Source organism: Mycobacterium heckeshornense (genome assembly GCF_016592155.1).
In the GTDB taxonomy this organism is placed as follows: Bacteria; Actinomycetota; Actinomycetes; order Mycobacteriales; family Mycobacteriaceae; genus Mycobacterium; species Mycobacterium heckeshornense.
In genome coordinates this window covers 1,020,512-1,047,333 of the sequence record NZ_AP024237.1, presented here as the reverse complement: position 1 = coordinate 1,047,333, position 26,822 = coordinate 1,020,512, and the positions used below count along the sequence as shown (strand labels likewise).

General features: G+C 65.5%; 25 protein-coding genes, 1 tRNA gene and 4 pseudogenes. 22 read left to right on the top strand and 8 right to left on the bottom strand.

The genetic code is table 11. The annotated features are described in order from the left end of the window. The first annotated feature begins 58 nt into the window (after positions 1-58). On the top strand, positions 59-925 hold the full coding sequence (locus MHEC_RS05090) for an LLM class flavin-dependent oxidoreductase (RefSeq protein ID WP_048889984.1): 867 nt from the start codon (positions 59-61) through the stop codon (positions 923-925). Positions 926-969: 44 nt separating this feature from the next. Here MHEC_RS05090 and MHEC_RS05085 read toward each other — a convergent pair whose 3' ends face one another. Next, positions 970-2,898 (bottom strand): fumarylacetoacetate hydrolase family protein, encoded by a 1,929-nt coding sequence (locus MHEC_RS05085; RefSeq protein WP_048889985.1) that lies wholly within the window; start codon positions 2,896-2,898, stop codon positions 970-972. A gap of 6 nt (positions 2,899-2,904) precedes the next feature. After that, positions 2,905-5,208, bottom strand: coding sequence for an ATP-dependent DNA ligase (locus tag MHEC_RS05080; protein WP_048889986.1), 2,304 nt, complete (start codon positions 5,206-5,208; stop codon positions 2,905-2,907). A 142-nt stretch (positions 5,209-5,350) separates the two neighbouring features. Here MHEC_RS05080 and MHEC_RS05075 point away from each other — a divergent pair, with 142 nt between their 5' ends. From MHEC_RS05075 to ku, 5 genes are all read left to right on the top strand, one after another. After that, a complete protein-coding gene (locus MHEC_RS05075; protein ID WP_048889987.1) occupies positions 5,351-6,889 on the top strand; it encodes a mannitol dehydrogenase family protein in 1,539 nt (512 codons plus the stop codon). Continuing rightward, positions 6,886-7,776 (top strand): HAD family hydrolase, encoded by an 891-nt coding sequence (locus tag MHEC_RS05070; RefSeq protein WP_048889988.1) that lies wholly within the window; start codon positions 6,886-6,888, stop codon positions 7,774-7,776. Before MHEC_RS05075 ends, MHEC_RS05070 begins: the two co-directional genes overlap by 4 nt. Before the next feature lie 75 nt (positions 7,777-7,851). After that, positions 7,852-9,246, top strand: coding sequence for a mannitol dehydrogenase family protein (locus MHEC_RS05065; protein ID WP_048890158.1), 1,395 nt, complete (start codon positions 7,852-7,854; stop codon positions 9,244-9,246). Next, positions 9,243-10,169, top strand: coding sequence for a carbohydrate kinase family protein (locus MHEC_RS05060; protein WP_048889989.1), 927 nt, complete (start codon positions 9,243-9,245; stop codon positions 10,167-10,169). Before MHEC_RS05065 ends, MHEC_RS05060 begins: the two co-directional genes overlap by 4 nt. A gap of 37 nt (positions 10,170-10,206) precedes the next feature. Continuing rightward, positions 10,207-11,121, top strand: coding sequence for a non-homologous end joining protein Ku (gene ku, locus MHEC_RS05055; RefSeq protein ID WP_048889990.1), 915 nt, complete (start codon positions 10,207-10,209; stop codon positions 11,119-11,121). 12 nt (positions 11,122-11,133) lie between these two features. Here the strand turns inward: ku and MHEC_RS05050 are convergent, their stop codons facing one another. After that, positions 11,134-11,502, bottom strand: a complete 369-nt coding sequence (locus MHEC_RS05050) for an STAS domain-containing protein (protein WP_048889991.1) — start codon at positions 11,500-11,502, stop codon at positions 11,134-11,136. Between the two features lie 165 nt (positions 11,503-11,667). On the opposite strand from MHEC_RS05050, the gene MHEC_RS05045 reads away from it, so the two are divergent. From MHEC_RS05045 to MHEC_RS24780, 11 genes and pseudogenes are all read left to right on the top strand, one after another. Then, positions 11,668-12,570 (top strand): STAS domain-containing protein, encoded by a 903-nt coding sequence (locus tag MHEC_RS05045; RefSeq protein WP_048889992.1) that lies wholly within the window; start codon positions 11,668-11,670, stop codon positions 12,568-12,570. 34 nt (positions 12,571-12,604) lie between these two features. Continuing rightward, entirely contained in the window at positions 12,605-12,994 is a 390-nt protein-coding gene (locus MHEC_RS05040; RefSeq protein WP_003922795.1) for an STAS domain-containing protein, read from the top strand. Continuing rightward, entirely contained in the window at positions 12,984-13,394 is a 411-nt protein-coding gene (locus MHEC_RS05035; RefSeq protein ID WP_048889993.1) for an ATP-binding protein, read from the top strand. Before MHEC_RS05040 ends, MHEC_RS05035 begins: the two co-directional genes overlap by 11 nt. Continuing rightward, entirely contained in the window at positions 13,387-14,013 is a 627-nt protein-coding gene (locus MHEC_RS05030; protein WP_048889994.1) for a SpoIIE family protein phosphatase, read from the top strand. Before MHEC_RS05035 ends, MHEC_RS05030 begins: the two co-directional genes overlap by 8 nt. After that, on the top strand, positions 14,010-16,226 hold the full coding sequence (locus MHEC_RS05025) for a SpoIIE family protein phosphatase (RefSeq protein ID WP_048889995.1): 2,217 nt from the start codon (positions 14,010-14,012) through the stop codon (positions 16,224-16,226). The genes MHEC_RS05030 and MHEC_RS05025 overlap by 4 nt, the downstream gene beginning before the upstream one ends. 43 nt (positions 16,227-16,269) lie before the next feature. Then, on the top strand, positions 16,270-17,061 hold the full coding sequence (locus MHEC_RS05020) for an SDR family oxidoreductase (protein WP_048889996.1): 792 nt from the start codon (positions 16,270-16,272) through the stop codon (positions 17,059-17,061). A gap of 3 nt (positions 17,062-17,064) precedes the next feature. After that, positions 17,065-18,141, top strand: a complete 1,077-nt coding sequence (locus MHEC_RS05015; protein ID WP_048889997.1) for an NAD(P)H-dependent amine dehydrogenase family protein — start codon at positions 17,065-17,067, stop codon at positions 18,139-18,141. A 38-nt stretch (positions 18,142-18,179) separates the two neighbouring features. Beyond that, positions 18,180-19,406 carry an Nramp family divalent metal transporter gene (locus MHEC_RS05010; protein ID WP_048889998.1) on the top strand — a complete coding sequence of 409 codons (1,227 nt, stop codon included), beginning with the start codon at positions 18,180-18,182 and terminating at the stop codon, positions 19,404-19,406. 56 nt (positions 19,407-19,462) lie between these two features. Next, positions 19,463-20,472, top strand: a pseudogene (locus MHEC_RS05005) (poly-gamma-glutamate hydrolase family protein). Continuing rightward, positions 20,472-21,284: a TIGR03621 family F420-dependent LLM class oxidoreductase gene (locus MHEC_RS05000; RefSeq protein WP_048889999.1), complete on the top strand. Its 813-nt coding sequence runs from the start codon at positions 20,472-20,474 to the stop codon at positions 21,282-21,284. The pseudogene MHEC_RS05005 and the gene MHEC_RS05000 overlap by 1 nt, the downstream one beginning before the upstream one ends. Before the next feature lie 80 nt (positions 21,285-21,364). Beyond that, positions 21,365-21,550 (top strand): annotated as a pseudogene (locus tag MHEC_RS24780) (ATP-binding cassette domain-containing protein); the annotation flags it as partial. Between the two features lie 66 nt (positions 21,551-21,616). Here the strand turns inward: MHEC_RS24780 and hemA are convergent. Then, positions 21,617-22,209: pseudogene (hemA, locus tag MHEC_RS04990) on the bottom strand (glutamyl-tRNA reductase); the annotation flags it as partial. A 197-nt stretch (positions 22,210-22,406) separates the two neighbouring features. On the opposite strand from hemA, the gene MHEC_RS04985 reads away from it, so the two are divergent. The 4 genes from MHEC_RS04985 (at position 22,407) to MHEC_RS04970 (ending at position 24,138) form a co-directional block, all read left to right on the top strand. Then, positions 22,407-22,479: transfer RNA gene (locus MHEC_RS04985), tRNA-Arg, on the top strand. Between the two features lie 159 nt (positions 22,480-22,638). Further along, complete coding sequence (locus tag MHEC_RS04980; protein WP_048890000.1) at positions 22,639-23,013, top strand: hypothetical protein; 375 nt, start codon at positions 22,639-22,641, stop codon at positions 23,011-23,013. 104 nt (positions 23,014-23,117) lie between these two features. Continuing rightward, on the top strand, positions 23,118-23,408 hold the full coding sequence (locus tag MHEC_RS04975) for a hypothetical protein (protein WP_142358667.1): 291 nt from the start codon (positions 23,118-23,120) through the stop codon (positions 23,406-23,408). Positions 23,409-23,577: 169 nt separating this feature from the next. Beyond that, positions 23,578-24,138 (top strand): hypothetical protein, encoded by a 561-nt coding sequence (locus MHEC_RS04970; RefSeq protein ID WP_048890160.1) that lies wholly within the window; start codon positions 23,578-23,580, stop codon positions 24,136-24,138. A 72-nt stretch (positions 24,139-24,210) separates the two neighbouring features. Here the strand turns inward: MHEC_RS04970 and MHEC_RS04965 are convergent, their stop codons facing one another. Together MHEC_RS04965 and MHEC_RS04960 are read right to left on the bottom strand one after the other, a co-directional pair. After that, positions 24,211-24,897 (bottom strand): GAF and ANTAR domain-containing protein, encoded by a 687-nt coding sequence (locus MHEC_RS04965; RefSeq protein WP_048890002.1) that lies wholly within the window; start codon positions 24,895-24,897, stop codon positions 24,211-24,213. Between the two features lie 180 nt (positions 24,898-25,077). Then, a complete protein-coding gene (locus tag MHEC_RS04960; protein ID WP_048890003.1) occupies positions 25,078-25,506 on the bottom strand; it encodes a hypothetical protein in 429 nt (142 codons plus the stop codon). Positions 25,507-25,625: 119 nt separating this feature from the next. Here MHEC_RS04960 and MHEC_RS04955 point away from each other — a divergent pair, with 119 nt between their 5' ends. Beyond that, on the top strand, positions 25,626-26,069 hold the full coding sequence (locus tag MHEC_RS04955) for a cupin domain-containing protein (RefSeq protein WP_048890004.1): 444 nt from the start codon (positions 25,626-25,628) through the stop codon (positions 26,067-26,069). On the opposite strand, the pseudogene MHEC_RS04950 reads toward MHEC_RS04955, so the two are convergent. Together MHEC_RS04950 and MHEC_RS04945 are read right to left on the bottom strand one after the other, a co-directional pair. Next, positions 26,066-26,230: pseudogene (locus tag MHEC_RS04950) on the bottom strand (VOC family protein); the annotation flags it as partial. The gene MHEC_RS04955 and the pseudogene MHEC_RS04950 overlap by 4 nt on opposite strands. A 64-nt stretch (positions 26,231-26,294) precedes the next feature. After that, the gene (locus MHEC_RS04945; RefSeq protein ID WP_048890005.1) at positions 26,295-26,732 is read right to left on the bottom strand and encodes a type II toxin-antitoxin system Rv0910 family toxin; all 438 of its coding nucleotides are present in this window, start codon (positions 26,730-26,732) and stop codon (positions 26,295-26,297) included. Positions 26,733-26,822 lie beyond the last annotated feature (90 nt).

The window sequence follows — 26,822 nt, the reverse complement described above, 5'->3', positions numbered from 1 at the left end:
CTGTTTGCGCGCTTAGTATGTGGGCGCCGAGTTGTTCCACCGGAGTCCAGGAGGCGGTGTGCGGTTCAGCTATGCGGAGGCGATGACCGACCCGGCGTTCTATATCCCGTTGGCCAAGGCCGCCGAAGCGGCCGGGTACACCGCCATGACCATCCCCGACAGCCTCGCCTACCCCTTCGAGTCCGGCGCGAAGTATCCATACACTCCCGACGGCAGCCGGGAATTTCTCCACGACAAACCGTTCATCGAGGCGTTCGTGTTGGCGGCCGCGCTGGGCGCGGTGACGACCACCCTGAGGTTCAACTTTTTCGTCCTCAAGCTGCCTGTCCGTCCGCCGGCGCTGGTGGCCAAGCAGGCCGGTTCATTGGCCGCCTTGATCGGCGACCGGGTTTGCCTGGGCGTCGGGACCAGCCCCTGGCCGGAGGACTACGAACTGATGGGTGTGCCATTCGCTAAGCGCGGCAAACGAATCGACGAATGCATCGAAATCGTTCGAGGACTTACCAGCGGCGAGTATTTCGAGTTCCACGGGGAGTTCTACGACATCCCGAAGGTGAAGATGACCCCGGCGCCCACCAGGGCGATCCCGATTCTCGTCGGTGGGCACGCCGATGCGGCGCTGCGCCGCGCGGCCCGCGCTGACGGGTGGATGCATGGCGGCGGTGATCCGGACGACCTCGACCGGTTGATCGCGCGGCTCATGCGGTGCCGCGAAGAGGTGGGCAACGGCGGGCCGTTCGAGATCCACGTCATCTCTCGCGACGGCTTTACCCTCGACGGGATCAAACGCCTGCAGGACAAGGGCGTTACCGACGTCATCGTCGGCTTCCGCCTGCCCTACACCAAAGGACCCGACACCGAGTCACTCGACATAAAGATTCGCAACCTGGAGTCGTTTGCCGAGAACGTGATTGCGAAAGTGTAAGAGTCGCAGTTGGATCCCAGTTCGCCGGATGACGAGGTTTTAAATCAGCCGCGCTTCGCCAACCACTCGGCCTGCAGGACCAGCAACGCCGTCAGCTCTAGTTGGGGCGTGTCGGGATCGAGTTCGCGGTACCGCCGATAGACGTTGGCGACGACGCGTTCGGCGTCCAACCACGTCGCGTACTCGCCGAGGTCAATGGTGTCAGCGGCCTCGACGAACGACAATCCCTTGCGATAGGCGGCCTCTGCCGCCTCGGCGATATGGACGAAATACCCACGGACCGCGCGGATCCCATCGGGATCGGTGACCGGTCCGTGCCCGGGCACCACGGTCGGTGCATCCAGCGCGAGCATCGAGTCACAGGCCGCGATCCAGTTGGCGATCGGCCCGGTCCATACGATCGGCGTGCAACCGATGAACAGCAGATCACCGGCGAACAGCACGCCGGCGTCGGGCACGTGCACGACGCTATCGGCAGCGGTGTGCGCAGGCCCCAGGTTCAGCAGCCGCACTGGTCGGCCTCCGACATCAATGGTGAGCTCGTCGTCGAAGGTCTGGTCGGCATTGCGCAACCTGATGCCGCTGAAATCGAAGGGCCCGAACCGATCTCGCGCATATCGGGTCGCGACGGGACCGAAATCCGCGGTCTGGATCATCGCCAGCATCTCCGGCGCCACGCCGTGGGCGATTTCCTCGGCGGTGCCTTTGGCCGCAATGATGCGCACCGATGCGTCCAGCAGCTGGTTGCCGTGGGTGTGGTCACCGTTGGAGTGAGTGATCAACGCGTCGGTGATGGGCGCGTGGTCGGTGACGGTGCGCATCGCGGTCAACATTTCGCGGGTCAGCGGCAGGTCGAACAGCGTGTCGACCAGTAGTGACGCGCCGTCACCGGCGACTAGGCCGGCGTTGCTCCAGCCGTATCCCCCGTCCGGCAGGGTCCACGCCCACACCCGGTCGGCAACCTGGTGCAGCCCTCGGGTGTACGGAACCTTTGCCGGCGCCCGGTTGACGCGCGGCGTGTCCGGCTTGATGTCGGGGTTGGGTCGCGCCGCCAATCGTTGCGGCGACCGGGTGGCGCGCACCGTTTGGCGAGTCTCCCCGAGACCCTGGACCCGCAGGGTGACCACGTCACCGTCGTGCAGCCAGCCCGGGAACGCCTCCCGGTCGGTGAGGTGCTCGACCAGCGTGCAGGTCGGCACGGTGCCCGAACCGAACACATCTCCCGGAACAAGGGTCACCCCGCGCGAGGCATAGGAGATGACCTCGCCGAAAGTCCAGTCCATCGTGCCGGTCGACCCGGAGCCGATCACCGTGTCGTTGACCGACGCGGTGACCTCCAGGCTCAGTTTGCCGTTGCGGCGGTACGGTTCGAGTTCGTCGGATGTGACCAGATACGGCCCCAGCGTAACCCCGCTGTCTTTGCCCTTGGCCTGGCCGATTCCCAGCTGGCCTTCCAATCGCTGCAGGTCGCGCGCGGACCAGTCGTTGAAAATCAGGTAGCCGATGATCGCGTCTTCGGCTTGCTCGACTGACAGATCCTTGCCGGTTGTCCCGATGACCGCACCGATTTCCAGTTCGAAGTCCTGCCAGGCGGTCCCGGGGGCCATCGGGGCGTCGTCGTATGGACCGAGAACAGTTGTGGGGCAAGCGAAGTAGAACGCAGGAATCCGGTACCAGACGTCTTTGAGCACCCGGCCGCCACCGGCTGCCTGCTGGCAATTGCGCATGTGATCCAAAAAGCACAAGCAGTCACGGATCGACGGCGGGCGCGGAATCGGCGCGGCAAGCGTCACCTCATCGAGACGCACTGTAGCCGGCCCACGCAGCGCCTGCTCGCCGGCCACCCGCAGCGCGTCGGCGCCGCGCTCGATGAGGTCAAGCAGTTTTACGCCCGGCGGCATCGCGTGGATCTCCTCGCCGGAGAGCACGCCCGTGCGCTCGCCACCGTCAGCTCGATAGGTCACCCACCGCATGCGGTTCTACTCCTCTCGCACTACCTGGTGCGGCTCTTTGTCCGGCCGCAGTCCCCGCCAGCTGGGTTGGCGCAGCCGGCCGTCCGATGTCCATTCGCTGTAGCGCACCTCGCCGACCAACGCCGGCTTCACGAACGTCACCCCCTTGGCGTCACGAGCGGGAAGGGGTGCGTTGAAGGGGGATTCGTCGGTTTGCAACGGCGCCAGCGTCTTCTTGAGGCGAGTGAGCTCGCGTTCGGTGAAGCCGGTACCGACCCGACCCGCGAAATGCAGGCCACCGTCGGCCGGGATGCCCATCAGCAGTGACCCGATGCCACTGGTGCGACCACCCTCACCGGCACGCCAGCCGCCGATCACCACTTCCTGTGTGTGCCAATGCTTGTCCTTGATCCATGACATCGAGCGGCGGCCCGGCTGATATGTCGAGTCGAGTTTCTTGGCCACGACTCCCTCCCAGCCCTGGGTGCCCGAGTAGTGCAGCGCGGCAGCACCGTCGCCCGTTATCAGCTCGGGGACAATGAGTGCCCGGCCGCTGGCCAGGGTTTCCAGCAGCTTGCGCCTGTCGTGGTATTTGACGCGCAGCAGCGGTCGCCCATCCAGGTAGAGCAGGTCGAAAGCCCAGTATTCGATGCGAGTGGCCCGCACCCGGTTTTGCATCTCGGAAAATCTCGGGACCCCGGATGCGTCCAGCGCCACGATCTCGCCGTCGAGCACCACGTGGTGGTCGGCGAGATCGCGGGCCAGCGCGCGCAATTGGGGATACTCGGCGGTGACGTCGCGTCCGCGGCGCGACCGCACCCGCAACCTGCCGTGGTCGGCCTCGACGAGCAGCCGGTAGCCGTCCCACTTGCCCTCGAACGCCCACTGGTCCGCCGTCAAGTTGGCCACCGAGCCCTCGGTGGCGAGCATCGGGGTGAGCTCGTCGAACTCGAAGGTTTTCTGGTCTTTCATGCGGTGCGCCAGCCATTGGTCGCCGGAGGTTCGAATCAGCGCGTAGCGGCCGGAAATCCGGCTGCCGTGCAGGTTGACGATGACCTCGTCGTCGCGGAATTTCTCGGTGTCGTAGGTGCCCGTATCCCAGATAGTCACCGTGCCGGCCCCATACTCGCCCTTCGGGATGGTGCCTTCGAACGTTGCGTACTCCAACGGATGGTCCTCGGTGTGCACCGCAAGATGGTTGACCGATGTCGTCTCGGGGAGGTTCTTGGGCACCGCCCACGACACCAGCACGCCATCGCGCTCCAGCCGGAAGTCGTAGTGCAGCCGACGGGCATGGTGTTCCTGAATGACGAACCTATTGTTATGTCCCCCAGCTGGTTTGGCATTAAGCACCGGTTCTGGCGTTTTCGATGGGTTCCGCATGCTGCGGTATCTGGCGAGCCGATCCACGTTGATGTCGGCATCGACGGGCGCCAGCAGGTCACCGTCGCGCGACACCCGCTCCAGCACCTCGTCGTAGCGCAGTTGCCGAAGCCTGGGATCGTCGAGTTCTTCCCAGGCCCGCGGCGCGGCCACGGTCGGCTGCGCTCGACCACGAAGCGAATACGGCGCGATCGTGGTCTTCGACCCGTTGTTCTGGCTCCAGTCGACGAACACCTTGCCCGCCCGCACGCTCTTGGTCATCGTCGCCGTGACCAACTTCGGTATCGTCTTCTCTAGTTGCTGAGCAACACGTTTGGCCAGCACCACCGCGCCTCGGCTGCTCACCGGATTGTCCAGCGGAGCATAGAGGTGTATGCCCTTGCTGCCGCTGGTGACCGGGAACGTGGTGAGCCCGATGTCGGCAATCAGATCCCGTATCATGCGTGCCACGTCGGTCAGCTGCCGCATCGTCACACCCTCGCCCGGGTCGAGGTCGAACACCAACCGCGTTGCCGGGCCCGGCTTGAGTTCTTCGCCGGCGCGGGTCCACTCGGCGACGAAGCGCCACTGCGGCACGTGTACCTCCAGCGCGGCCTGCTGGGCGATCCAGGCCAGCCCGGTGGTGCTGTCGATGATCGGGTAGGTGGTGGTCCCGGAGGAGTGCCGCACGGCGGCGCGGGGTAACCACTGTGGCGCCGACGAAGCCAGCTGTTTTTCGAAGAACGACGGCGACTGCACGCCGTTGGGCCAGCGCTTGCGGGTGGCTGGGCGTCCGGCGAGGTGTGGCACCATCACCTCGGCGATGCCGGTGTAGTAGTCGAACACCTCGGCCTTGGTGACGGGTTTTCGCCGCCGGCCCGCGGGCGGGTAGAGCACCTTGTCGGGGTTGGTCAGCTTCACCCGCGGCCGCGCGGTCGGCTCGGAAGGCCAAGCGCGCGGCGAATCCATGCTGATAAAGCTACGCTCCGTCGTCCGGTGTGGCGCATTTCACCATCGGGGTTAAACGCCTGCTGACGCCGGCAATACCGGGTGCGGTCCGGCCCTGCTGCCTTGACCGGACCGTCTTCACGCGAGGTATCTTCGGCGACCGATGCGCTACGTTGACAGCCTTTCAAGCCTTGTCACCGGGCACCGCCCCACCGGCCTTCCGCTCAGTAACGCCACGCTGCCCCTGCATTCGCAACGCATCGACGTGCCAACCTACGACCGATCGGCCCTTCAGCGGGGTGTGGTTCACATCGGAGCAGGCAACTTTCACCGTGCCCATCAGGCTGTCTACCTCGATGAGCTTGCCGCCCAGGGAATTTCGGACCAGTGGGGGGTCACTGCTGTCAGTCTTCATTCCCGCAATGTCAAAGACGTGCTCTCGGCCCAGGATGGGCTCTACACCGTGGTGCAACGCGGCCACGACCGCCAAACCGCCCGCGTGGTCGGTTCGATCGGCTCCTACCACTACGCACCGAGCGACAGCGCAGCGGTCCGCAGGGCGTTGGTCGATCCCCAGACCCGCGTCGTCAGCCTGACAATCACCAACCACGGGTACTTCCTCGACCCGGTCACCGGTGAGTTCGACGCCGCCCACCCCGACGTACGTGCCGACCTTGTCGCGTCGGATTGCTTCGTGACCGCGTGGGGATACCTCGCGGCGGCCCTCGACTGGCGACGCCGCGCCGGAATTGCCCCCTTCACGGTGCTGTGTTGTGACAACATTCCCGGCGATACCCAAGTAGCGCGGACCGCGCTGGTGTCGTTCACCGAATTGAAGAACCCGCGGCTTGCCCGCTGGATCGACAGGCATGTCGCATTCCCGTCGACCATGGTCGACCGCATCACCCCCCAGACCTCAGACTCCGAGCGCGAATTCGTCGAGCGCACGTTCGGCATCGCCGACAGGTGGCCGGTGCTGACCGAACCGTTCTCCCAGTGGATTATCGAAGACACGTTCAGCGGCGACCGCCCGCCGCTCGACGAGGTCGGTGCCCAGTTCGTCACCGACGTCAGCGACCACAAGCTTGTCAAGACCCGTCTGCTCAACGGAACCCACATCGCGATGGCTCCGCTGGCCACGCTGGCCGGCTACCGGCGCACCGACGAGGCGATGAGAAACCCGGTCATCTTCGGATATGTCGAGGGGCTCATGCGCGACGAAATTCAGCCGCTGCTGCCGACGGTACCCGGGATGAACACCGCGAACTACCGGAACACATTGCTGACCCGGCTCGGCAATCGCCGGATGAGCGACCAGTTGTCGCGATTGGCCCGCCGGGGGTCGACGAAGATGTCGTCGTTCCTGCTGCCTTCTCTGCAGGAGGCGATCTCGCAGGGCAGACCCCACACCCTGCTGACGTTGGCTGTCGCCGGGTGGGCCCGGTATCTGCGCGGCTACGACCTCACGGGTCGCGCGATCCGCATCGACGATCCACAGTCGGGGTTGTTGACCAAGTTGGCGAGCATGTCAGGCGACAACCCTGTGCCGCTGCTGCGGCACGACATCTTCGCCGAACTGCGGTTCATCCCAGGCTTTGCCGAGCGTCTCGCCGAGATGATCTCGGATATCGATGAGCGCGGTGTGATACCCGCAGTGCGCAGAGCGTTGCGGGGTCACGCGCAGGAGCTGGTGCCGCAATGAATCAACGCGGGCTACGGGTTGTGCGTGAATTCGACCTTGCACCAATCACAACGTTGCTCTGCGACGCCGATGACAACCTCTTTCCGTCCGAGACACCAGCGTTCGCGGCATCAGTCGAGGTGATCAATCGCTTCCTGGCCCGATTCGGGGTGACCGCCCCGGTCACCGCGGAGGATCTGCGAAAGCGGGCTGTCGGAAAAAACTTCCGCAGCACCGCGATGGAGCTTGCGTTGCAGTCCGGCGTGCCCATGGAAAAGACGCTGGCGGACCGCTGTTCCGGTGCCGTCGTCGCTTCCGACTCTGAGCTGGCAGGCGGGCGCGCGCTGGGCGCCGAGGAACTCGAGGAATGGGTCCGCCGGGAACGCCAGCACGTCACCGCTCATCTGACCGCCACCCTACAGCCGGATCCACAGGTGCTCACCGCCCTGCAAGCCCTTGCGTCGAGGTATGCACTGGCGGCGGTCAGCTCCAGCGCCTCCAAACGCCTGGATGCCTGTTTCACCACCACCGGTCTCGATCCACTCATCCCGGCCGCTGTGCGCTTCAGCGCGGAAGACTCCCTTGCCGTCCCGACAAGCAAGCCAGATCCGGCGGTGTATCTGCATGCCGGGCGGGCACTGGGCATCCAGGCTCGCCACGGTCTGGCCATCGAGGACTCCGTGTCCGGCGTTACTTCTGCCGTGGCGGCCGGCTACGCCACTATCGGTAACCTGATGTTCGTACCCGCCGACGAACGGCCTTGTCGCAGTGCAGAACTGATCGATGCCGGCGCAGTCGCGATAATCGACTCATGGCAGGTTCTTGCCGATACCCTCATCTCGACGCGACAGGTGGACGGTGCCCGCTCGCGCAACCAGGGCCAGCGGGCGGTAGCCCAGTCGCCGTAACCTCGGGGGTGCGGCCAAAGCGGTGACGATTCGGCCCGCGGCGCCGGGAGGAGTGAGGCCATCGTGCCTGGTGCGTTGGAACTGAACAATGCAGCGTTAAAGCGGCTACCGATCGCAACGCCGAGCTATGACCGCAGCAGCGTCAGCGTAGGTATTGCGCACATCGGGACCGGTCACTTTCATCGGGCCCATCAGGCCATGTACATCGACCAGTTGCTGGAACAAGGTTTGGCGCGTGAGTGGGGCATCTGCGGCGTGGGGGTGCTGCCGGAGAACTGGCCAATGCGCGACGTCATGCGTGACCAAGACGGGCTATACATGCTCGTTCGCGAGTACCCCGACTGCTCCCGAGATGCTCGGGTGATCGGCTCGATCGTCGACTACCGTTATGCGCCCGATGATCCGGAAGTCGCGATCGACGTGCTGGCGGCGCCGACTACCCGGATCATTTCGCTGACGATCACCGAAGGCGGCTACCGCGACCCCGACGGGCTCGCGTTCGGGCTGATCACCGAGGCTTTGGCCAGGCGCCGCGACCGCGGGATCGCCGCACTGACGATTCTGTCCTGCGACAACATCGAGGGCAACGGTAAAGTCGCACGGCAAGCGGTGCTGGCGAACGCCGAATGCCGGAATCCCGGGCTGGCCGAATGGGTGGCGGAACACGCCCGGTTTCCGAATTCGATGGTGGACCGCATTACCCCGGCGACCACGCCGGAGATGGCGGCGAGGGTGCAGCGCGAGTTCGGGGTAGCCGACCGCTGGCCGGTGCTCACCGAGCCGTTCACCGCCTGGGTCATCGAAGACGACTTCGCAGACGGCAGACCGCCGTTGGAACAAGCGGGTGTGCTGCTGGTCGACGACGTCGCCCCATACGAGTTGATGAAGCTGCGACTGCTGAACGCGGGTCATCAGTGCCTGTGCTACTTCGCCCATCTGTGCGGCTACGAGTTCGTTCACGACGCGGCCCGCGATCCGCTATTCGCAAAGTTCTTGCTCGCCTATTTCGAATCCGAGGCCATCCCTACGCTGCCGCCGGTGCCCGGCGTCGATCTGCATCATTACAGCCGCACACTGATCGAGCGGTTCGCCAACCCGGGCGTGGGCGACAGGGTTGCACGGCTGTGCGCCTACTCATCAGATCGGATCCCGAAATGGCTACTTCCCGTCATCCGTGACAACCTGGCCCGCGACGGACCGGTCCGCCTGGCGGCGGCCACGGTGGCCAGCTGGGCTCGCTATGCCGAGGGCGTCGATGAGCGAGGTAAGCCGATCGACGTGGTGGACCAGCTGGCCGACTCGCTGGTGCCGATCGCCCGGTCCCAGCACGAGGATCCGATCGCGTTCATCGACACCGCCTTGTTCGGGGATCTGGCCTGCCATCCGCGCTTCGTCCAGGCATACCGCTGGGCACTGGATTCGTTGCACCGCAAAGGAGCACGGGCCACGCTGGAAGCCCTCGTGCAATGACCCGGGGGCTGGTGATCGGGGAAGCGTTGATCGACGTCGTCGAGCGCGGCGGGCGGATCACCGGGGAATATGTCGGCGGCAGCCCGCTCAACGTCGCCGTCGGACTGGCGCGGTTGGGCCACGATGTCGACTTCATCACCCACATCGGCGACGACGCTCACGGCGGGCGTATCGCTGATTACGTGAAGTCCTCAGGCGCACAAATACTTTCGGGAAGCTTCAGTGCGGCCAGGACACCGACCGCACGGGTCCGCGTGGCCGACGGGGGGCTGGCGGACTATGAATTCGACCTCGACTGGCGGCTTGCCGCAACCCCGACCGCGGCACCACCTGCCGTAGTGCACACCGGCTCCATCGCAGCCGTGCAGGAGCCCGGCTGCCTGGCGGTGGCGGCGCTCGTCGACGCATACCGGGTTTCGGGCACCGTCACGTTGGATCCCAATGTGCGACCGGCGCTGATCGCCGACCGTGACGTGGCCCGCGAACGGCTCGAGCGCCTCGTCGCGCGCAGCGACGTCGTGAAGGCTAGTGAGGAGGACCTGCGCTGGGTCGATCCCGACCGCACGCCGGAGCAGATCGCGCGGGCCTGGCTGGCGCTGGGCCCGTCGATCGTGGCGGTGACGACGGGCGCTCGCGGTGCATTCGCGGTGTGCGCGGCGGGCCGGGCGGACGTAGCGGCCCGGCCGGTCGAGGTGGTGGACACCGTCGGGGCCGGTGACGCGTTCATGGTCGGCCTCATCGATTGGCTGTGGCGATCGGGGCTGTTGGGCGCTGACCGGCGCGAGAGCCTGCGCCGGATCGGCCTGGACGCGCTGATCGCAGCGCTGCAGGCGGCGGCAGGGCTAGCGGCGTTGACCGTTGCCCGTGCGGGTCCAGATATGCCCGATCGGCCGGCCCGGGACGCCGCGGCCAAGCCCCGCTAGACGCTTATCCCGCCGCTACTGCGGGCATACTGGCGGTATGCGTTCCATCTGGAAGGGTTCGATCGCCTTCGGGTTAGTGAACGTCCCTGTCAAGGTGTACAGCGCCACCGAGGACCACGACATCAAGTTCCATCAGGTGCACGCCAAAGACAACGGACGAATCCGCTACCAGCGGGTGTGCGAAGTGTGCGGCGAAATCGTCGAGTACCGCGATGTGGCGAGGGCATACGAATCCGACGAGGGCCAGATGGTGGTGATCACCGACGAGGATCTCGCGACGCTGCCGGAAGAGCGCAGCCGAGAAATCGAAGTGCTCGAATTCGTCCCGGCCGGCGATCTCGACCCGATGATGTACGACCGCAGCTACTTTTTGGAGCCGGACTCGAAAACCACGAAATCATATGTGCTGCTGGCGAAAACACTCGCTGATACCGACCGGGTGGCGATCGTGCACTTCACCTTGCGCAACAAAACACGGCTTGCGGCGTTGCGGGTCAAGGACTTCAGCAAGCGTGAGGTGATGGTGGTGCATACGCTGTTGTGGCCCGATGAGATCCGTGATCCCGACTTTCCGGTGCTCGACAAGAAGGTCGAAATCAAACCCGCGGAGCTCAAAATGGCTGGTCAGGTGGTCGAGTCTATGGCCGTGGATTTCAATCCCGACCGCTATCACGACGACTACCAGGAGCAGCTGCGCGAGCTGGTTGAAGCCAAACTGCAAGGTGGCCAAGCATTTACAGCCGAAGAGCAGCCGACCGAACTGGACGAGACCGAGGACGTATCCGACTTGCTGGCCAAGCTGGAAGCCAGTGTGAAGGCGCGTTCCGGCCCCGGAAAGCCGCCAGCGGAAAAGACGACCGCGAAGAAGGCCCCGGCGAAGAAGGCCGCCGGGACGACGGCCAAAAAAGCGCCGGCGAAAAAGTCGCGCGCCAAAGCTGGAACCCGGTCCTAGATACGTCGAACGTCAGCGTTTGAGCTTGCCGTCGCGCACGTCGCTTAGCGCCTCTTCCAGCGTCTGATACAGCGGAAAAGCCTCGTCGAGGCCGGTCAGCTGAATCGGCCGCCGGGTTGCCGGACCGCGGGCCACGACAGCGAACGGCGCTGATTTGCTGACTTCCTCGTGGGTGGCGGCCAGTAGCCGAAGCCCGGCCGACGCCAGGAATTCGACAGCCGTGAGGTCGATGACCAGTCCCGCTGGATTGTCGCCGATCACACCACCGATGGCGTCTTCCAGGGCGGGAATGGTGACCAGATCGACTTCACCGGCGACGGCGAGCACGACGACGTCGTCGCGATTGCCAATTGAGATGGAGATCGGATCCGTAGCAGACAACGGCCATCCTTATCCGGCGGTCGATCGCTCTTTGCTGAACGGTCCGAGCCTAATCCGTGGTTTCGCAGCGGAAAAATCATACTTCAGCAGATCAGTCGCCGTTCCTCAAGCTACTCTCTGCAGGGGTTCGAGGTTGGGCGCAGCCAGTGGAAGCCGGGAGGTTAGATGTCTGATTCGTCGACAGACTTGGCGACCGCCACCGCCGCCACCCAGGCAGCCGGCATCTCCAGTGAGGGTCTGCTGCCACAGCTGGTGCAACACCTGCGCCAAAACCGAACCGCGCTGCGTGAGGAGTGGGCACGCCGGATCACCGAGGCCGAACTGCTCACCGCGATGTCACCGGAGGAGCTGTTCTCGGAGGCCACCGCCGTCTACGACAACTACGTCGAGGTGCTCGAGACCGGCAGCGTCGAAGCACTGCAGGCCTACGCCCGCGACCTCTCCGAGCGGATCATTCCCCGAGGCGTAGAGACCGACGAAGTCGTCGGCATCGTGCTGCTGCTGCGTGACGTGCTCGCGCGCTCGCTGTTCGAGAAATACCAATCGGACTTCGACCTACTCAACCGCGTGCTCGACGCTTACGAGCCGGCCGCGAACCGCATCGCCAACACGGTGGCGGTCAGCTTCGTCCAGGAACGCGAGCGGATCATCCGCCAGCAGCAGGAGGCCATCCGCGAGCTGTCCACCCCGGTGCTGCAGGTTCGTGAGCAACTGCTGATCCTGCCGATCATCGGCGTTCTCGACAGCCAGCGCGCCCGCCAACTCACCGAGCAGTTGTTGCGAGCCATTCGCAACAACCGCGCCAAGGTCGTTGTCATCGACATCACCGGTGTACCGACCATCGACTCGACCGTGGCCAATCACCTGGTGCAGACGGTCGACGCGTCGGGGCTGATGGGTGCCAGCGTGATCATCACCGGGCTCTCGTCGGAGATCGCCCTGACGTTGGTGACAATCGGGCTCGATCTGTCGAAGATGAATGCGGTCGGCGACTTGCAGGGCGGCATCGAGGAGGCAGAACGCCTGCTGGGCTACGAAGTGACCCGCACCGGCGAGCAGAGCGGATAACAGTGGATTCCACGGGGGTTACTGGGAGTCTCGCATGCCAGTACCCATCTTGAAGCAGGGCGCGATCCTGATCGCCACGGTCCAAGCCGCGCTCACCGACTCCGACACCGAGCGGCTGCGGCAAGACCTCATGGAACGGGTCAACCGGTTCCGGGCGCAGGGCATCATCGTCGACGTCACCGCGATCGACGTGATGGACTCGTTCGCCGCCCGGTCGCTGCGCACGATCGCGCACATGACCCGGCTGCGCGGCGCCGACACCGTGATCGTCGGCCTGCAGCCCGAGGTCGCCTTTGCGATGGTGCAGCTTGGGCTCGCGTTCGACGGTATGCACACTGCGCTGGACCTCGAAGAGGGACTGGCCCTGCTGAACGGACGGCTCGCGCGGCGAAGAGCGACCATTGGACGCGACAGTGGCGGATGAGATCGTCGTGGACGTGGGCCATCCCGATGACATCGTCGCCGCACGTCAGGCAGGGCATAAACTCGCCCGTGATCTCGGGTTCTCGTTAACCGACGTCACCATGATCGCCACCGCGATCTCCGAAGTCGCACGCAACATCACCAGCTACGCCGGTAGCGGGACGATTCGGGTTGCCGTCGAGGATCGGGACGGCCGAACGGCGCTGGTGGTGCGCGCCGAAGACGAAGGCCCCGGCATCACCGACGTCGACCGGGCGCTCGAGGACGGCTATTCGACCGGGCGCGGGCTCGGGCTGGGCCTGCCCGGTGCGCGCCGCCTGATGGACCGGTTGATCGTGGAATCCACGCCGGGTCGGGGAACACTGGTCGAAATGTGGAAATGGGTTCCGGCCGGTGCGTGAACACGGTCGACTGGGGCCGATCGAGTGGGCGGCAGCGGGCCGCCCACGACCGGGAGAGCAAGTTTGCGGAGACCATCAGGTGGCTGTCGAACTCGGCGATGATGCGGCCCTGTTCGCCGTGCTGGACGGGCTCGGTCACGGCACCGAGGCCGCCGCCGCGGCGTTGCGTGCCGCGCAGGTGCTGCGCGGTTCGCCCGCCGAGCCGCTCGAAGCCTTGGTCCGGCTCTGCCACCACGCCTTGGCCAACACCAGGGGCGTCGCCATGACGTTGGCGAGAATCGATTTCGAGGCCGGCGTGCTGCACTGGACGGGCGTGGGTAACGTCGCCGCCAACCTGGTCGCCAAGGCGGCCAGCGGCGTCGACGTCCGCTCCAGCGCACGCCTGACCGGCGGCATCGTGGGCTACCGGCTACCGGAAATCCCGCCTCTTCAACCGGTTTCGATTCGCCCCGGCGATCTGCTGATCATCGCCAGTGACGGCATTGACGAGAACCACTTCGACAGCATTGATTTCGCCGCACCGGCAACGACGATCGCTGAGCAGATTTTGGATAGGCATGGCAAGAATACCGACGACGCACTGGTGCTTGCCGCGCGTCACCGAGGCTTCCCGTCATGACCGACCCGGCGGAGTTTCACGCCCGTTATGCCGACGCGCTGCGCGCCCACCTGCAGGAACGCGGCGAGGCCAGCCTGGCCGTCGGCCACGAGCTGGGCCGGCAGGCGTTACAGCACCGCATCAGCATGCTCGACATCATCGAGAACCACTTCCAGCTGGTCGGGGAACTGTCGAAGAACTCGCACTTCGACGCGCCCGCCGCACTGCACTTCCTGCTGCAGACACTTGCTGCCCTCGACGTCGCGACTCGCGGATTCCTCGACAGCGCAAGGCGTTACGAGGAACAGCGAGCCCGCGCCGACCGGCTCGCCGACCGCGACGAGTTCCGCAGCGCGTTGGTGAACTCTTTGCAGGAGGGGTTCTTCGTGGCCGATCACCGGGGCGCCGTCATCGAGATCAACGACGCGTTCGGCGAAATCACCGGCTACGCCGCCGACGGTTTGCCCTACCGGTGGCCGCACCCGTGGTTGGTCGACCGCAAAACGGCCAATCACCAGCAAGCCCTGCTGGTCCAGGGTGGCAGCGTGGCCTACGAGACGCCGATCCGGCATCGAGACGGCCACCTGACGTGGGTAGCGGTAAGCATCAACGCGGTGACTGAATATGCCGCCGAAAAAGACGTGTACGTCGGGACCATTCGCGACATCACCGCGCAGCGGGCCTTCGCGGCGCGCGAGAGTGCGGTGTTGCGGCTGGCGACGGCCGTGAGCGTGGCCAAGAACGTCGACGAGGTGCTGTCGATCACGCTCGACGAATGCCGGATGGCCCTCGATGTGCAGCGGGTGATCGCAGTCATGTGGCCGACCAACGGCGGCGAGCCCACCATTCGAGTAGCCGGCGAGCCGGCCGAGTCGAGTTGGCGCGAGCTCGATCCGTTACTGCGCCAGACGTTTGAAACGGCGCGGAATCAACTGCCGCTGACCGTCCAGACGGTTGAATGGGCCGATACACCCGGCAAATCGCGCGGTGTCATCGCGGTGCTCTCCGGCGCCGGGGATGTCGCGCTGTGGTTGGAGTTGCGGGTACCTCGCTGGATCAGCGCTGAGGACCGGCTGCTCGTCACGGTGCTCGTCGGTCACCTCGGCCTGGCGATACAGCATGTCCGGCAGTTCGAAACCGCCCGCAACACTTCGCTGACGTTGCAGCGCGCGATGCTCCCGAGCATGCAGCCTCCGGCCGGCTTCGCGGTTCGTTACGAGCCCGCGGTCCCGCCGCTGGAGATCGGCGGCGACTGGTATGACGTGCTGTCCCTCGACGAGAACCGAATTGGCATCGTGGTGGGCGACTGCGTGGGCCGCGGGCTGCCCGCCGCCGCGGTGATGGGTCAGCTGCGCAGCTCGGCGCGTGCTCTGTTGCTGACCGGAGCCGAACCCGCGTTGCTGCTCGAAGACCTCGACGCGGCGGCTGAGGTGATTCCGGGCGCGTACTGCACGACGGTCTTTTTAGCCATCCTCGACTTCAAAACCGGACTGCTGCGGTACAGCAACGCGGGTCACATGCCCGCGCTGTTCGCGACGCGGGACGCCGGGACAACGTTGCTGGCCGAGGCTCGGTCGGTGCCGCTGGCGGTGCACCGCGATCACCCCCGACCGCAAGCCTCCCAGGTGTTGCCGCCCGGCTCGACGCTGATCGTGTTCACCGACGGCCTCATCGAACGCAAACACGAGTCGATCGATGCCGGGATCGCGCGCGTGGCAAAGGTCTTGACAGACACCATGGATTTGCCCGTCGACCACCTCGCCGACGCGGTGCTGCGCGAGCTGGCCCCGGCAGCCGGATACGACGACGATGTCGCCATGGTGGTCTACCGGTGCCCGCAGGCCGCGCTGCGACTCGAAACCGGCGCCGCCGCAGCCGAGCTGGCCGACGTGCGGGATCGTCTCACCGCATGGCTTGAGTCCTGCGCCGTCCCCGGGCCGCTAATCGCCGATGTCGTGCTCGCCGTCTACGAGGCGTGCGCCAACAGCGCCGAACATGCCTATCGGGGACTGAGCACCGGACAGGTGCGCGTCGACGTCGACATCGCCGGCGGCGAAATCCGCGCGCGGGTCGCCGATTCCGGCTCCTGGAAAACACCACCACCCGAGTCCGGGCCACGCGGGCAGGGGCTGAAATTGATCAACGCGGTCAGCGACCGGGTTGAGCTGGACAGCGGTGAGTCCGGAACGACGATCACGATGAGCTTTCGGCTACCGTCGGCGCCGACCAACTAGAACACGTTCGGTCAATGCGCTCCGGCCTGTTACGGTGTCGCCCGTGATCCTTGACAGCTTTCGACTCGACGACAAAGTCGCCATCATCACCGGTGCCGGCCGCGGACTGGGTGCGGCCATCGCCGTAGCGTTCGCCGAAGTCGGCGCCGACGTTGTCATCGCGTCCCGAACCCAATCCCAGCTCGAGGCGGTCGCCGACCAGGTGCGTGGCACCGGGCGGCGTGCCCACGTGGTGGCCGCCGACCTCGCCCACCCGGAGGCGACCGCGCAGCTGGCCGGTCAGGCCGTCGACGCGTTCGGGAAACTAGACATCGTCGTCAACAACGTCGGCGGAACCATGCCCAACACGCTGCTGACCACGTCCACCAAAGACCTCAAAGACGCGTTCACCTTCAACGTCGCCACCGCGCACGCGTTGACCACCGCGGCGGTACCGCTGATGCTCGAACACTCCGGCGGCGGCAGCATCATCAACATCACCTCGACCATGGGCCGGCTGGCCGGACGGGGTTTCGCCGCCTACGGCACCGCCAAGGCCGCGCTGACCCATTACACCCGGCTGGCCGCGCTGGATCTGTGCCCGCGGATCCGGGTCAACGCCATCGCGCCCGGCTCGATTGTCACCTCGGCCCTGGACGTGGTGGCCTCCAACGACGAGCTGCGAAAGCCGATGGAACAGGCGACGCCTCTGCGCCGCCTCGGCGACCCCGTCGACATCGCTGCTGCCGCAGTATATTTGGCATCTCCGGCCGGCGGCTTTTTGACTGGCAAGATCCTCGAGGTCGACGGCGGCCTCACCTTTCCCAACCTCGACCTATCGATCCCGGACCTGTAGACCATGGCCATTCGCGTCGCTCAGATCGGCACCGGCAACGTCGGCGCCCATGCGCTCAAAGCGCTGATCACCAACCCGCAATTCCAGCTCACCGCCGTGTGGGTGTCCTCTGACACCAAGGCCGGCAAAGATGCGGCTGAGCTTGCCGGACTTGCGGATTCGACCGGTGTACTGGCGAGCACCGACCTCGACGCGGTGCTGGCAACCGGGCCGCAGTGCGCCGTCTACACCGCGATGGCCGACAACCGGCTACCCGAGGCGCTCGACGACTATCGCCGCATCCTGGCCGCCGGGGTCAACGTCGTCGGCAGCGGCCCCGTCTTTTTGCAATACCCCTGGCAGGTGATCCCTGAAGAACTCATTGCGCCGTTGGAAGATGCTGCGCGCGAAGGTAATTCGAGCCTCTTCGTCAACGGGATCGACCCCGGTTTCGCCAACGACTTGCTGCCGCTGGCTTTCGCCGGCACCTGCCAGAGCATCGAGCAGGTGCGCTGCATGGAGATCGTCGACTACGCCACCTACGACAGCGCGGTGGTGATGTTCGACGTGATGGGCTTCGGCAAGCCGCTCGACGAGACCCCGATGCTGCTGCAGCCGGGTGTGCTGAGCATGGCGTGGGGTTCGGTGGTGCGCCAGCTTGCGGCCGGCCTCGGCATTTCGCTCGACGAGGTCACCGAGCGCTACACCCGCGAACCGGCGCCCGAAGACTTCGACATTGCCTCCGGCCATATCCCCAAGGGCAGCGCCGCAGCGCTACGGTTCGAGGTGCTCGGTATGGCCGGGGGCCGGCCCGCAGTGGTGCTCGAACACGTCACCCGGTTGCGCGACGACCTGTGCCCGGAATGGCCGCAACCCGCCCAGCCCGGCGGCTCCTACCGCATCGAAATCACCGGTGAACCGTCGTACGCGGTGGACATCTGCCTGAGCAGCCGCCGTGGCGATCACAACCACGCCGGGCTGGTGGCGACCGCGATGCGCATCGTCAACGCGATTCCCGCCGTGGTGGCCGCACCGGCCGGTATCCGCACCACGCTGGACTTGCCGCTGGTCTCCGCGCGGGGCCTCTATGCGCCCGGCTAATCTGGCTTGATCAGTCGAGGTCGGCGAAAGTCGGTTAGTTGGCGCAGAACACCCTGACACGGGCCAAGACAGGCTGGTATCTGCTCGGGCCGGCATTCGTCGCCGCCATCGCCTACGTCGACCCCGGCAACGTCGCAGCCAACGCCAGCTCCGGCGCCCAGTTCGGCTATCTGCTGCTGTGGGTGATCGTCACCGCGAACCTGATGGCCGGGCTGGTGCAATACCTGTCGGCGAAGCTGGGGCTGGTCACCGGGCGCTCGCTGCCGGAGGCCGTTGGCGAGCGGATGAATCGCCCCGCCCGGCTGGCCTACTGGGTGCAGGCCGAACTGGTGGCGATGGCCACCGACCTGGCTGAAGTCGTCGGCGGGGCGATCGCACTGCGCATCTTGTTCGGCCTGCCGCTGCTGGTCGGCGGGCTGGTCACCGGGGTCGTGTCGTTGCTGCTGCTGGCCATCCGAGACCGGCGCGGGCAGCGCTTGTTCGAGCAACTGATCACCGGATTGCTGTTGCTTATCGCGATCGGCTTCACCGCCAGCTTCTTTGTCGCCACACCGCCGCCGGGGGCGGTGCTCGGCGGGCTGGTGCCCCGCTTCGACGGCACCGAAAGCGTGCTGCTGGCCGCCGCGATCCTGGGCGCCACCGTGATGCCGCACGCCGTCTACCTGCATTCGGGTCTGGCCCGCGACCGGCACGGGCATCCCGATGCGGGGCCGCCCCGGCGCTGGCTGCTGCGGGTCACCCGCTGGGATGTCGCGCTGGCGATGATGGTCGCGGGCGGCGTCAACGCCGCCATGCTGCTGGTGGCCGCGCTTAACATGCAGGGTCGCGGCGGCACGGGTTCCATCGAGGGCGCGTATGCGGCGGTGCGCGATACCGTCAGTCCGCTGATTGCGGTGTTTTTCGCCATCGGGTTGCTGGTGTCGGGTTTGGCTTCGGCGTCGGTGGGCGCGTACGCCGGCGCCATGATCATGCAGGGATTGCTGTACCGGTCGGTGCCGATGCTGGCGCGTCGGCTGGTCACATTGACACCGGCCATGCTGATTCTGGCGTGGGGCTTCGATCCGACCCGCGCGCTGGTGTTGTCCCAAGTGGTGCTGTCGTTCGGCATACCGTTCGCGCTGTTTCCGCTGGTGCTGCTGACCAGCAATCGTGCGGTCATGGGCGCCGACACCAACCACCGCCTCACCACGGCGGTCGGCTGGGCGGTCGCGCTGATGATTAGCCTGCTTAATGTGATTTTGGTGTACCTGACGGTGGGGGGCTGACGCGAGTGCGCCGGCACGCCTACTTCGCCTACGGGTCTAACCTGTGCGTCCGGCAGATGTCGCGGCGCTGTCCCGATGCGACCGAGCCGCGTCCGGCGATGCTGGGCGACCATGAGTGGCTGATCAACCAGCGCGGGGTGGCCACCGTCGACGCCTTCACCGGGGGTCAGGTGCACGGTGTCTTGTGGCAGGTCTCCGATGACGACTTGACCAGGTTGGACAGCGCCGAGGGCGTACCGGCGCGCTACCACCGCGATCAGCTGACCGTGCATACCGACGACGGGCCCTCGCGGGCGTGGATCTACATCGACCACCGGGTGACGCCGGGTGCGCCTCGGCCCGGCTATCTGGAGCGCATCATCGACGGCGCGGTGCATCATCGATTGCCCGCACGCTGGATCGAGTATCTGCACCGATGGGATCCAGCCCGGTGGCCGCGCCCGGCTGTCTGCAATTATATTGCACCGCAGTCGCTTTCAGCGTTGCTGTCCGATCCGGGTGTTATCGAGGTGAGCCGGTTACGGTCTCGCTTCGGCTTCTTGGCCATCACGGAGGTGGCCTGGAACAGATGACCGACGTGATCGCCGAACGCGCAGCCGACGCCGCCGACGCGTCGGTGTATCTGGTGCGCCACCCGCACCGGTATCCGCATCACCTTTCCTCGGTTCGGTTTCGGCCGGACGAGTCGCCGCGGCTTGCCGAGTTCCTCGACCATGTCGATGTCGCGGTTTCGCTGCACAGCTACGCGCGCTTCGGGCGCAGCACACAGCTGCTGGCTGGTGGTCGCAACCGCAAGCTGGCCAGCCACCTGGCCCGCCACCTCGACCTGCCGGGTTATCAGGTGATCACCGAATTGGACGCCATCCCGCGCGAGCTTCGCGGTCTGCATCCGGACAACCCTGTCAACCGGGTGCGCGACGGCGGGGCCCAGTTGGAGCTGTCGGCACGGGTGCGCGGCATCAGCCCCCGCAGTCCGCGCCCGGACGACGACGGGCTGTCATCGGTGACCTCGGCGCTGGTGGGGGGTCTGGCGGCGGCGGCGAGGTCGTGGAAAATCGAGCGTTGATGAGCATGACCTTTCGTTTCGGAGTGGGCATCCACTCGATCAAAAACCCAAGCGCGCTGCGTGAGAAGGCCCGTCGGCTGGAAGGATTCGGGTTCGACGTCATTTACGTGCCCGATCATCTGGGCGCACCGGCGCCATTTCCCGCACTGACCGCCATCGCCGCCGCCACCACGAAAGTCCGAGTCGGTACTTACGTACTCAATGCGTGTTTCTACAAACCGGCCTTGCTCGCCCGCGACGTCGCCGCGCTGGAGGTGCTCAGCGAAGGCCGTATTGACCTGGGCCTGGGTGCCGGCTACGTGCGAGAAGAATTCGAGGCCGCTGAACTTCCCTATCCGAGCGCCCGCGAGCGCGTCGACTACCTCGAGCACGTCACCGCATACCTGCGGGAGCACCTGCCCAGCGTGCCGATCCTCATCGCCGGCAACGGCGACCGGCTGCTGACCGTGGCCGCACGCCATGCCGACATCGTCGGCCTCACCGGCGCAAACCCGCGCGGCGTCAACGGGGCGCTGGCCGAACGCGTCGAGTTCGTCCGCACAGCGGCGAACGATCGAGATTTGCAGCTGGACTTAGCGATCACCGCCGTGCCCACCGACAACTCCGGGATACCGAATTTGTCGCTGACTCGACGCTATGCGCCCGGCTTATCGGACGAGCAATTGCTGGCGCTGCCCGCGGTGCTCAGCGGGTCACCGCGCGATATCGCCGACACTTTGCGGCGCTACCGCGAGACTTACGGATTGACATCGTTCAGCGTGCAGGAGGTTCACGCCGAGACGTTCGCGAAGGTGATCGCCGAACTGCGGTGAACCTAGCCGCTGTAGGTCCGCGGTGGCACCCGGTTCCGGGGGTTCATTGAACTGTCGAAACCCGGCCCCGTACCTACGGTATGCGCGCATCACCGCGCGGCGGAGTCCGGCTGGCCGGGGTCAGCAAGACCTACGGCGAGGGTGCTGCTGCGGTGCACGCATTGCAAAAAGTCGACCTCGACGTCGCCCCCGGCGCGATGACAGCGGTGCTCGGTCCAAGCGGATCGGCCAAGACCACCCTGCTCAACGTCATCGGCGGCATCGAATCGGCCGATAGCAGAACGGCTATGGTTGCCGGAGAAGACATTTCAAGTTGCCGACCGCGCGATCTGGGCGCTTTTCGCCGGGCACATGTCGGGTTCGACGATCGCGGCGACGCACCCGCCCAGCCCGCCCAACCGGACGCCGGCCATACTCAGTGCGACCGATACCACCAAGGCGCCAGCGGCATCGATCCCGGTCTCCGAGTGCACCCGCTTGCCCACCGACAGCGCGCGCTGGGCCAGTTCGTGCAAGACGCGCCCGACGGTGCGGTTGGCCTTGGCGGCCGCGTACGCGCGGCGCACCTGACCCAGCACCTGTTGCTCACCAACTACCGCGGAATCCAAACCACTGGCCACGGCGAACAGGTGCTCGACGGCTGCTTCGGAGTAGCGCACATGGGCGTACTGAGTCAGATCCCGCAGCGACATCCCAGAGTGTTCGAAGAGCACCTGGCCGATCACCGAAAGCTCACCGTGGAAGGCTTCAACCGCGGCGTATACCTCGACTCGGTTGCAGGTGCAGAGCACCAAAACCTCGGTCACCCGCGGTGACTGCAAGACTGTTTCGCGATTTTGGCCTGGCCCGAGCTGCCGGTGCTCAATTGCTCGAGGACCGACACCGGCGCGCTGCGGTGCGAAATCCCGAACAGCAACACGTTCACGGAGCGACGCAGCCTTTCCGCGGTGACTTCGCCAACACCTACCGAGGACACGATGTGGCGCTGAGCTCAGTTCGACGCAGCGCGACGAGCGCCGCGCGGGCCGCGTCGTGCCGACTACACTCACACCGGCTGCAGCGCGACCATGTGCGAAACCGCCGGGAACGGCTACGTTTGAACAGGAATTCAACGACGTTCGCGCCCTCGTAGCTCAGGGGATAGAGCACGGCTCTCCTAAAGCCGGTGTCGCAGGTTCGAATCCTGCCGGGGGCACAAGGTTGGTTTACGCAGTTCAGAGGCGGTTTTCAACGCACTACGGACTGCCGTCGTGCGATCATCATGCGATGCTCAGCCGCGATCACCAGCGCTCACCGGCATGTCCTTTCGGGTAGCTGGCGGCGATCCCGGCAAGAATCAGCTCATGGCGTGGGAATGGGTCGCTCCGGTCGCGACGGCCACGGCGTCGATTGCGGTCGGCGTCGGCGGCGTGTCTTCACCTGGCTTACCGGCAAGCAGGGCCGCGAGCATGCCGAGACCGTTCTCGGGTTGCAGTTGAGCCATGAGCGGCTGCTAGCCAGCGAGGCGCGAAACGAGCAGCGGTTGGAAAAAACCTACGTCGATCTTCTGCACCTGGCCGAGCGAGCGGGGCGGTGCGTGCAGCTCGTGCTCCCGGTGGTCGTCGTGGGTCAGCCGCAGCCGCCGTGGCCGACGCGCGAAGAGCGCTCAGCGCGTGCGGCGCTCGCAGAGCAGGTGACAGCCGAACTTGCGGATCATTCACAGGCACAGGTGGATCACGGCGCCGAGTAAAAACGCTTCTGCTCGCGACGTTTCCGTTCAGATGGTATCGCCCCGGTACTACGGCGAGCTGCTTCTACGTCTTGGGAACAGAAGGCGGCTCAGCAAGACTCGCATTGGTCGAGCGCCTGGGTGTCGAGGCCCGTGTGTCCAGCACCAACAGGGCCGACATGGATCTCACCGAAACGGGCGACTTCTGCGGCAACATCTTCGCGACCGGCCTGGCACCGATTGGGGACGGCGAGGCGCGCTTTGTAGTGACCGACGTACCCGGCGCGGGCACCAAGATGATGGCGCGCTTTCAATACGAGGCCGGGAGCCAGTCGACACCTCCCAAGAAGCGCTGCAGCTGCGAGAAGCGCCCCAAGAAGCGCAGATGGGACGCGCGCCGCCCAAATCTCCCCTAACCCATAGGCAGCAAAGTCCGCTGTCCCGGCTTGGTTCCGTCGCCTTACGTCAGTCGCTGCCTGTTGGCTGATTTGTTTAATGCCGGCCGTCGGCGCTCTTATCCACTGCACCCGATAGCCTATGGACGATGCGCGTTTTCGCGGCAGCGGTGGGGGTAATCTTCCCAGGGTGCGGGTGGAATCTGTAATTGCAGCAGCCGCGGTCGCCGTGGGCATCGCCGCATGCTCATGTCCCACCGCTTCGGCCGACCCGACGTCCGAGAGTCCACCGTTCCCGATCGGTCAGATGGGTGTGCCCGTGCATGCGCGGGCGGCCGACGGCGCGACCGCCGACATCACTGTCGACAGTGCAACGTGGTTACCGCCGGGGTGCACCACTCATTTTGCGGTTCCGACGCCCGACTCCGCATGCAACGTGGTGGAACTGACTATCACCGCGACGTCGCACCGGTTCTTCCTGTTCGACCAGTCCTATATCTTCGCCGGATACGGCGGTGGCAATCAGCCATGGACCCATCCCGACGACGCGCCCCAGCCGGCGACGCTCGCGGTCGACTACCGGAGGCTCGACAAGATGCCTCCGCTGCAATCGGGTGGCCTGCACGACGGGCAAACCGCGCACGGCTTCGTCGGCTTCGCTATGCCGACCGGAGGCGACCTCTACATCACGATCAACGATCCGGCGCAACCCGCTCCCTACACCGAAGCCGGCTGGATCGTCCACACCTGACACGGCCACCACGACCGACATCACTGGCCCGGCAACCTGGGCTGTGAGCTGACCTGCGCCCCAGACCGTTGGTCAGTCGCCGCGCGTATCGACGACGCGCTGCGCGATTTCGGCCAGCCGGATATTCATGGTTTGCGATAACTCGCGCAGCATGTCGAATGCGCGCACGGCATCGACATCGAAGCGCTCCATGAGGATGCCCTTCGCCTGACCGATGACATCCCTGCTGTTCAGCGCCGACCGGAGCTGCTGGTCATGGCGGCTGGCCAAAATTGCCGCGGCCGCATGCGCGCCCAGCACCGAGCCGATAGCTTCGGCTTCAGCGTCGAATGCGTGCGGTCGTAAACCGAAAACATTCAGTGCGCCGGCGCTACGCTCACCGGCGTAAAGCTTGTACGACAGACAACTGCGCACCCCGATCTCGCTAGCCGCATGCGAAAAGTTGGGCCAACGCAGCTCAGTGGCGAAATCATCTGTGCGCAACATCAATTCGTTGTGCGCGGCGTCGACACAAGGACCCTCATTGTATTTCGCCTGTAGTTCGTCCAGTTTGTAGACAAGGTCAGAGGTGCCGAACAGGGATTGAAACTTGCGACCGGAGGCGACCAACAGCACACCTGCAGTGTCGGCACCTGGTATCAACTCGACTGCTGCATCGGTCACACAGACCAGCACGTCGTCAACGCCACGCGGCGGTGCCATCGCGCGAGCCAGTTCTGCCATGCGTATCGCCAGCTCGTGGTTGGACACCTCGGCCATGAGGTCGAACTATCCCGCTCGGCGCGGCATTAAACCCTTTGGGAAAGATCGCGATCATGTTTGTCGATTGCGGTCGGGGGCTATGAGCCTCGGAGGCGAGTGCGTAGGTCGACCTGCGTGCCCGCTCAGGTCTCGTCGGTTCAGCCCGAGAGCCGGCGGGACCGCCTCCAGCCGCGCCCACTAGTCGTAACGCCGCCCGAGGGCCGATACCAGTGCCCACACCGAACAACACACCGCTGCGACCGCGCCGCCGGCACCCACGTATAACCCGTATGCCGCCGACACCGGTGGCTTGACATTGATGTCGTAGTACCACCATGTCAGCGCCGCGATAAGCAACGAAATGAGCAGTGCCGCAATCGAAGCGACCCTGGCTGATAGGCCGCGCCCCACCATCGCCCCGGACACAACCAGCGTCGATGACAACAGCACGATCAACTGGCCGGCACCGAACCCGGGTGGTAGCCGCAGGCTGCCGATGCTGCCGCCGATGGCGTTGGCCCAGCCGCCACCGTTGACGGATGTCGTCAGCCATGGTAGCCAGGCGCTGACCGCGACAATCGCGCCGAACAAGGCGATTAGCCAACCAGGACGCAGGCGGCGGCTCATGGCTGTGACCCTAACTTCCCAGGTGGCGTTCGCGGCTTGGCACACGCGGGAAGTACATGAGCCAGCCAGGCTTTAGGGTGGATCGCAAAACATCGACGGCAGCACATCAAGGGGCGGCGATGACGGAACTCCCCGATTGGGCTCGCCCACTGGACTTGGCGCCCAACCCTGAGGGTGGCTGGTTTAAACAGATGTGGCGCAGCGATGTGACCGTCAGTCAGTCCGCGTTGCCGCCGGACTACACCGGCCCGCGCAGCGCCGCAACGTCGATCCTGCTACTACTCATGCCCGGCCAGCCGTCGGCTTGGCACACCGTGCGCAGCGCCGAGCTGTGGCTGCACCACCGGGGTAGCCCGTTACTGCTCGATATTGGCGCCGAACGCCGCAGCGCCACAACGCATGTGCTTGGAAGTGACATTCTGGCCGGTGAGCGACCGCAGGTGCTGGTGCCGCCCCGCCACTGGCAGCGGGCACGCCCGCGCGACGACGAACCGAGCCTGGTCAGCTGCGTGGTGGTGCCCGGTTTCGACTACGCCGACTTCGCGCTCGGCGTCAGCGATTAGTGTCGCAACGACGATAGGTTGAACACCGCGCCAGTGGGATCTGCCGCTAACGCCAACCGACCCTACGGGGTGTCTTCGGCCGCTCGCAGCACCGCGCCGCCATTGTCGGTGATCGTTTGCAGCGTCTTGTCGACGTCCTCGGCGCCGAAGAAGATGCTCCAGGTGGGCCCGGCATCGGGGTCATCCGTACCGACTGCCACCAGGGCGAGAAATCATCGCGGGCCGTCAGGCGTCGGCGAACACCCTGACGAATCTTTGCAGCGACTCGCGGATATCGCTCTTGAGAGCGCCGGCAACCAGCATGCCGATTGGCCCGAACAGGGCCGGACCGCCAAGGTGAACGTCGAAGCTGACGACCGAACCGTTGCCCTTGGGCTTGACCTTGGCGAGCAGCTTGACCTTGACACCGCCCACACCGTCACCGTTGAGGGTCATCGCTTCGGGCGGCTTGAAGTGAACGATCGTCCACTTGATCCGGTTGGGCATACCTTTGACCTCGACGATCGATTCGACCACGGTGCCCTTTTCCAGCTTTTCGGGCAGCTTGCTCCGCCATACCCGGTGAATGGTCAGCCATTCCTTGTAACGCGACAGGTCAGCGGCGTGCGACCAGGCCTCCTCGGGCAGCAACGGCACGTCGATTGATCCGGAGAGTTTGGCCATGGTCAGTTCTGCTGGTCACGCCCGTCGCCGACCTTGTCGGCGTTCTTTGCCAGCAGGTCTTTTGCCTTGTCCGGGAAACCCATGCACTGT

What these genes read in the sequence shown, in the direction of transcription:
- MHEC_RS05085 (WP_048889985.1), bottom strand. Translation starts at nt 2,898, where the DNA reads ATGCGGTGGGTGACCTATCGAGCTGACGGTGGCGAGCGCACGGGCGTG.
- MHEC_RS05080 (WP_048889986.1), bottom strand. Translation starts at nt 5,208, where the DNA reads ATGGATTCGCCGCGCGCTTGGCCTTCCGAGCCGACCGCGCGGCCGCGG.
- MHEC_RS05075 (WP_048889987.1), top strand. Translation starts at nt 5,351, where the DNA reads ATGCGCTACGTTGACAGCCTTTCAAGCCTTGTCACCGGGCACCGCCCC.
- MHEC_RS05070 (WP_048889988.1), top strand. Translation starts at nt 6,886, where the DNA reads ATGAATCAACGCGGGCTACGGGTTGTGCGTGAATTCGACCTTGCACCA.
- MHEC_RS05060 (WP_048889989.1), top strand. Translation starts at nt 9,243, where the DNA reads ATGACCCGGGGGCTGGTGATCGGGGAAGCGTTGATCGACGTCGTCGAG.
- ku (WP_048889990.1), top strand. Translation starts at nt 10,207, where the DNA reads ATGCGTTCCATCTGGAAGGGTTCGATCGCCTTCGGGTTAGTGAACGTC.
- MHEC_RS05045 (WP_048889992.1), top strand. Translation starts at nt 11,668, where the DNA reads ATGTCTGATTCGTCGACAGACTTGGCGACCGCCACCGCCGCCACCCAG.
- MHEC_RS05040 (WP_003922795.1), top strand. Translation starts at nt 12,605, where the DNA reads ATGCCAGTACCCATCTTGAAGCAGGGCGCGATCCTGATCGCCACGGTC.
- MHEC_RS05025 (WP_048889995.1), top strand. Translation starts at nt 14,010, where the DNA reads ATGACCGACCCGGCGGAGTTTCACGCCCGTTATGCCGACGCGCTGCGC.
- MHEC_RS05015 (WP_048889997.1), top strand. Translation starts at nt 17,065, where the DNA reads ATGGCCATTCGCGTCGCTCAGATCGGCACCGGCAACGTCGGCGCCCAT.
- MHEC_RS05000 (WP_048889999.1), top strand. Translation starts at nt 20,472, where the DNA reads ATGAGCATGACCTTTCGTTTCGGAGTGGGCATCCACTCGATCAAAAAC.
- MHEC_RS04980 (WP_048890000.1), top strand. Translation starts at nt 22,639, where the DNA reads ATGGGTCGCTCCGGTCGCGACGGCCACGGCGTCGATTGCGGTCGGCGT.
- MHEC_RS04965 (WP_048890002.1), bottom strand. Translation starts at nt 24,897, where the DNA reads ATGGCCGAGGTGTCCAACCACGAGCTGGCGATACGCATGGCAGAACTG.
- MHEC_RS04960 (WP_048890003.1), bottom strand. Translation starts at nt 25,506, where the DNA reads ATGAGCCGCCGCCTGCGTCCTGGTTGGCTAATCGCCTTGTTCGGCGCG.
- MHEC_RS04955 (WP_048890004.1), top strand. Translation starts at nt 25,626, where the DNA reads ATGACGGAACTCCCCGATTGGGCTCGCCCACTGGACTTGGCGCCCAAC.
- MHEC_RS04945 (WP_048890005.1), bottom strand. Translation starts at nt 26,732, where the DNA reads ATGGCCAAACTCTCCGGATCAATCGACGTGCCGTTGCTGCCCGAGGAG.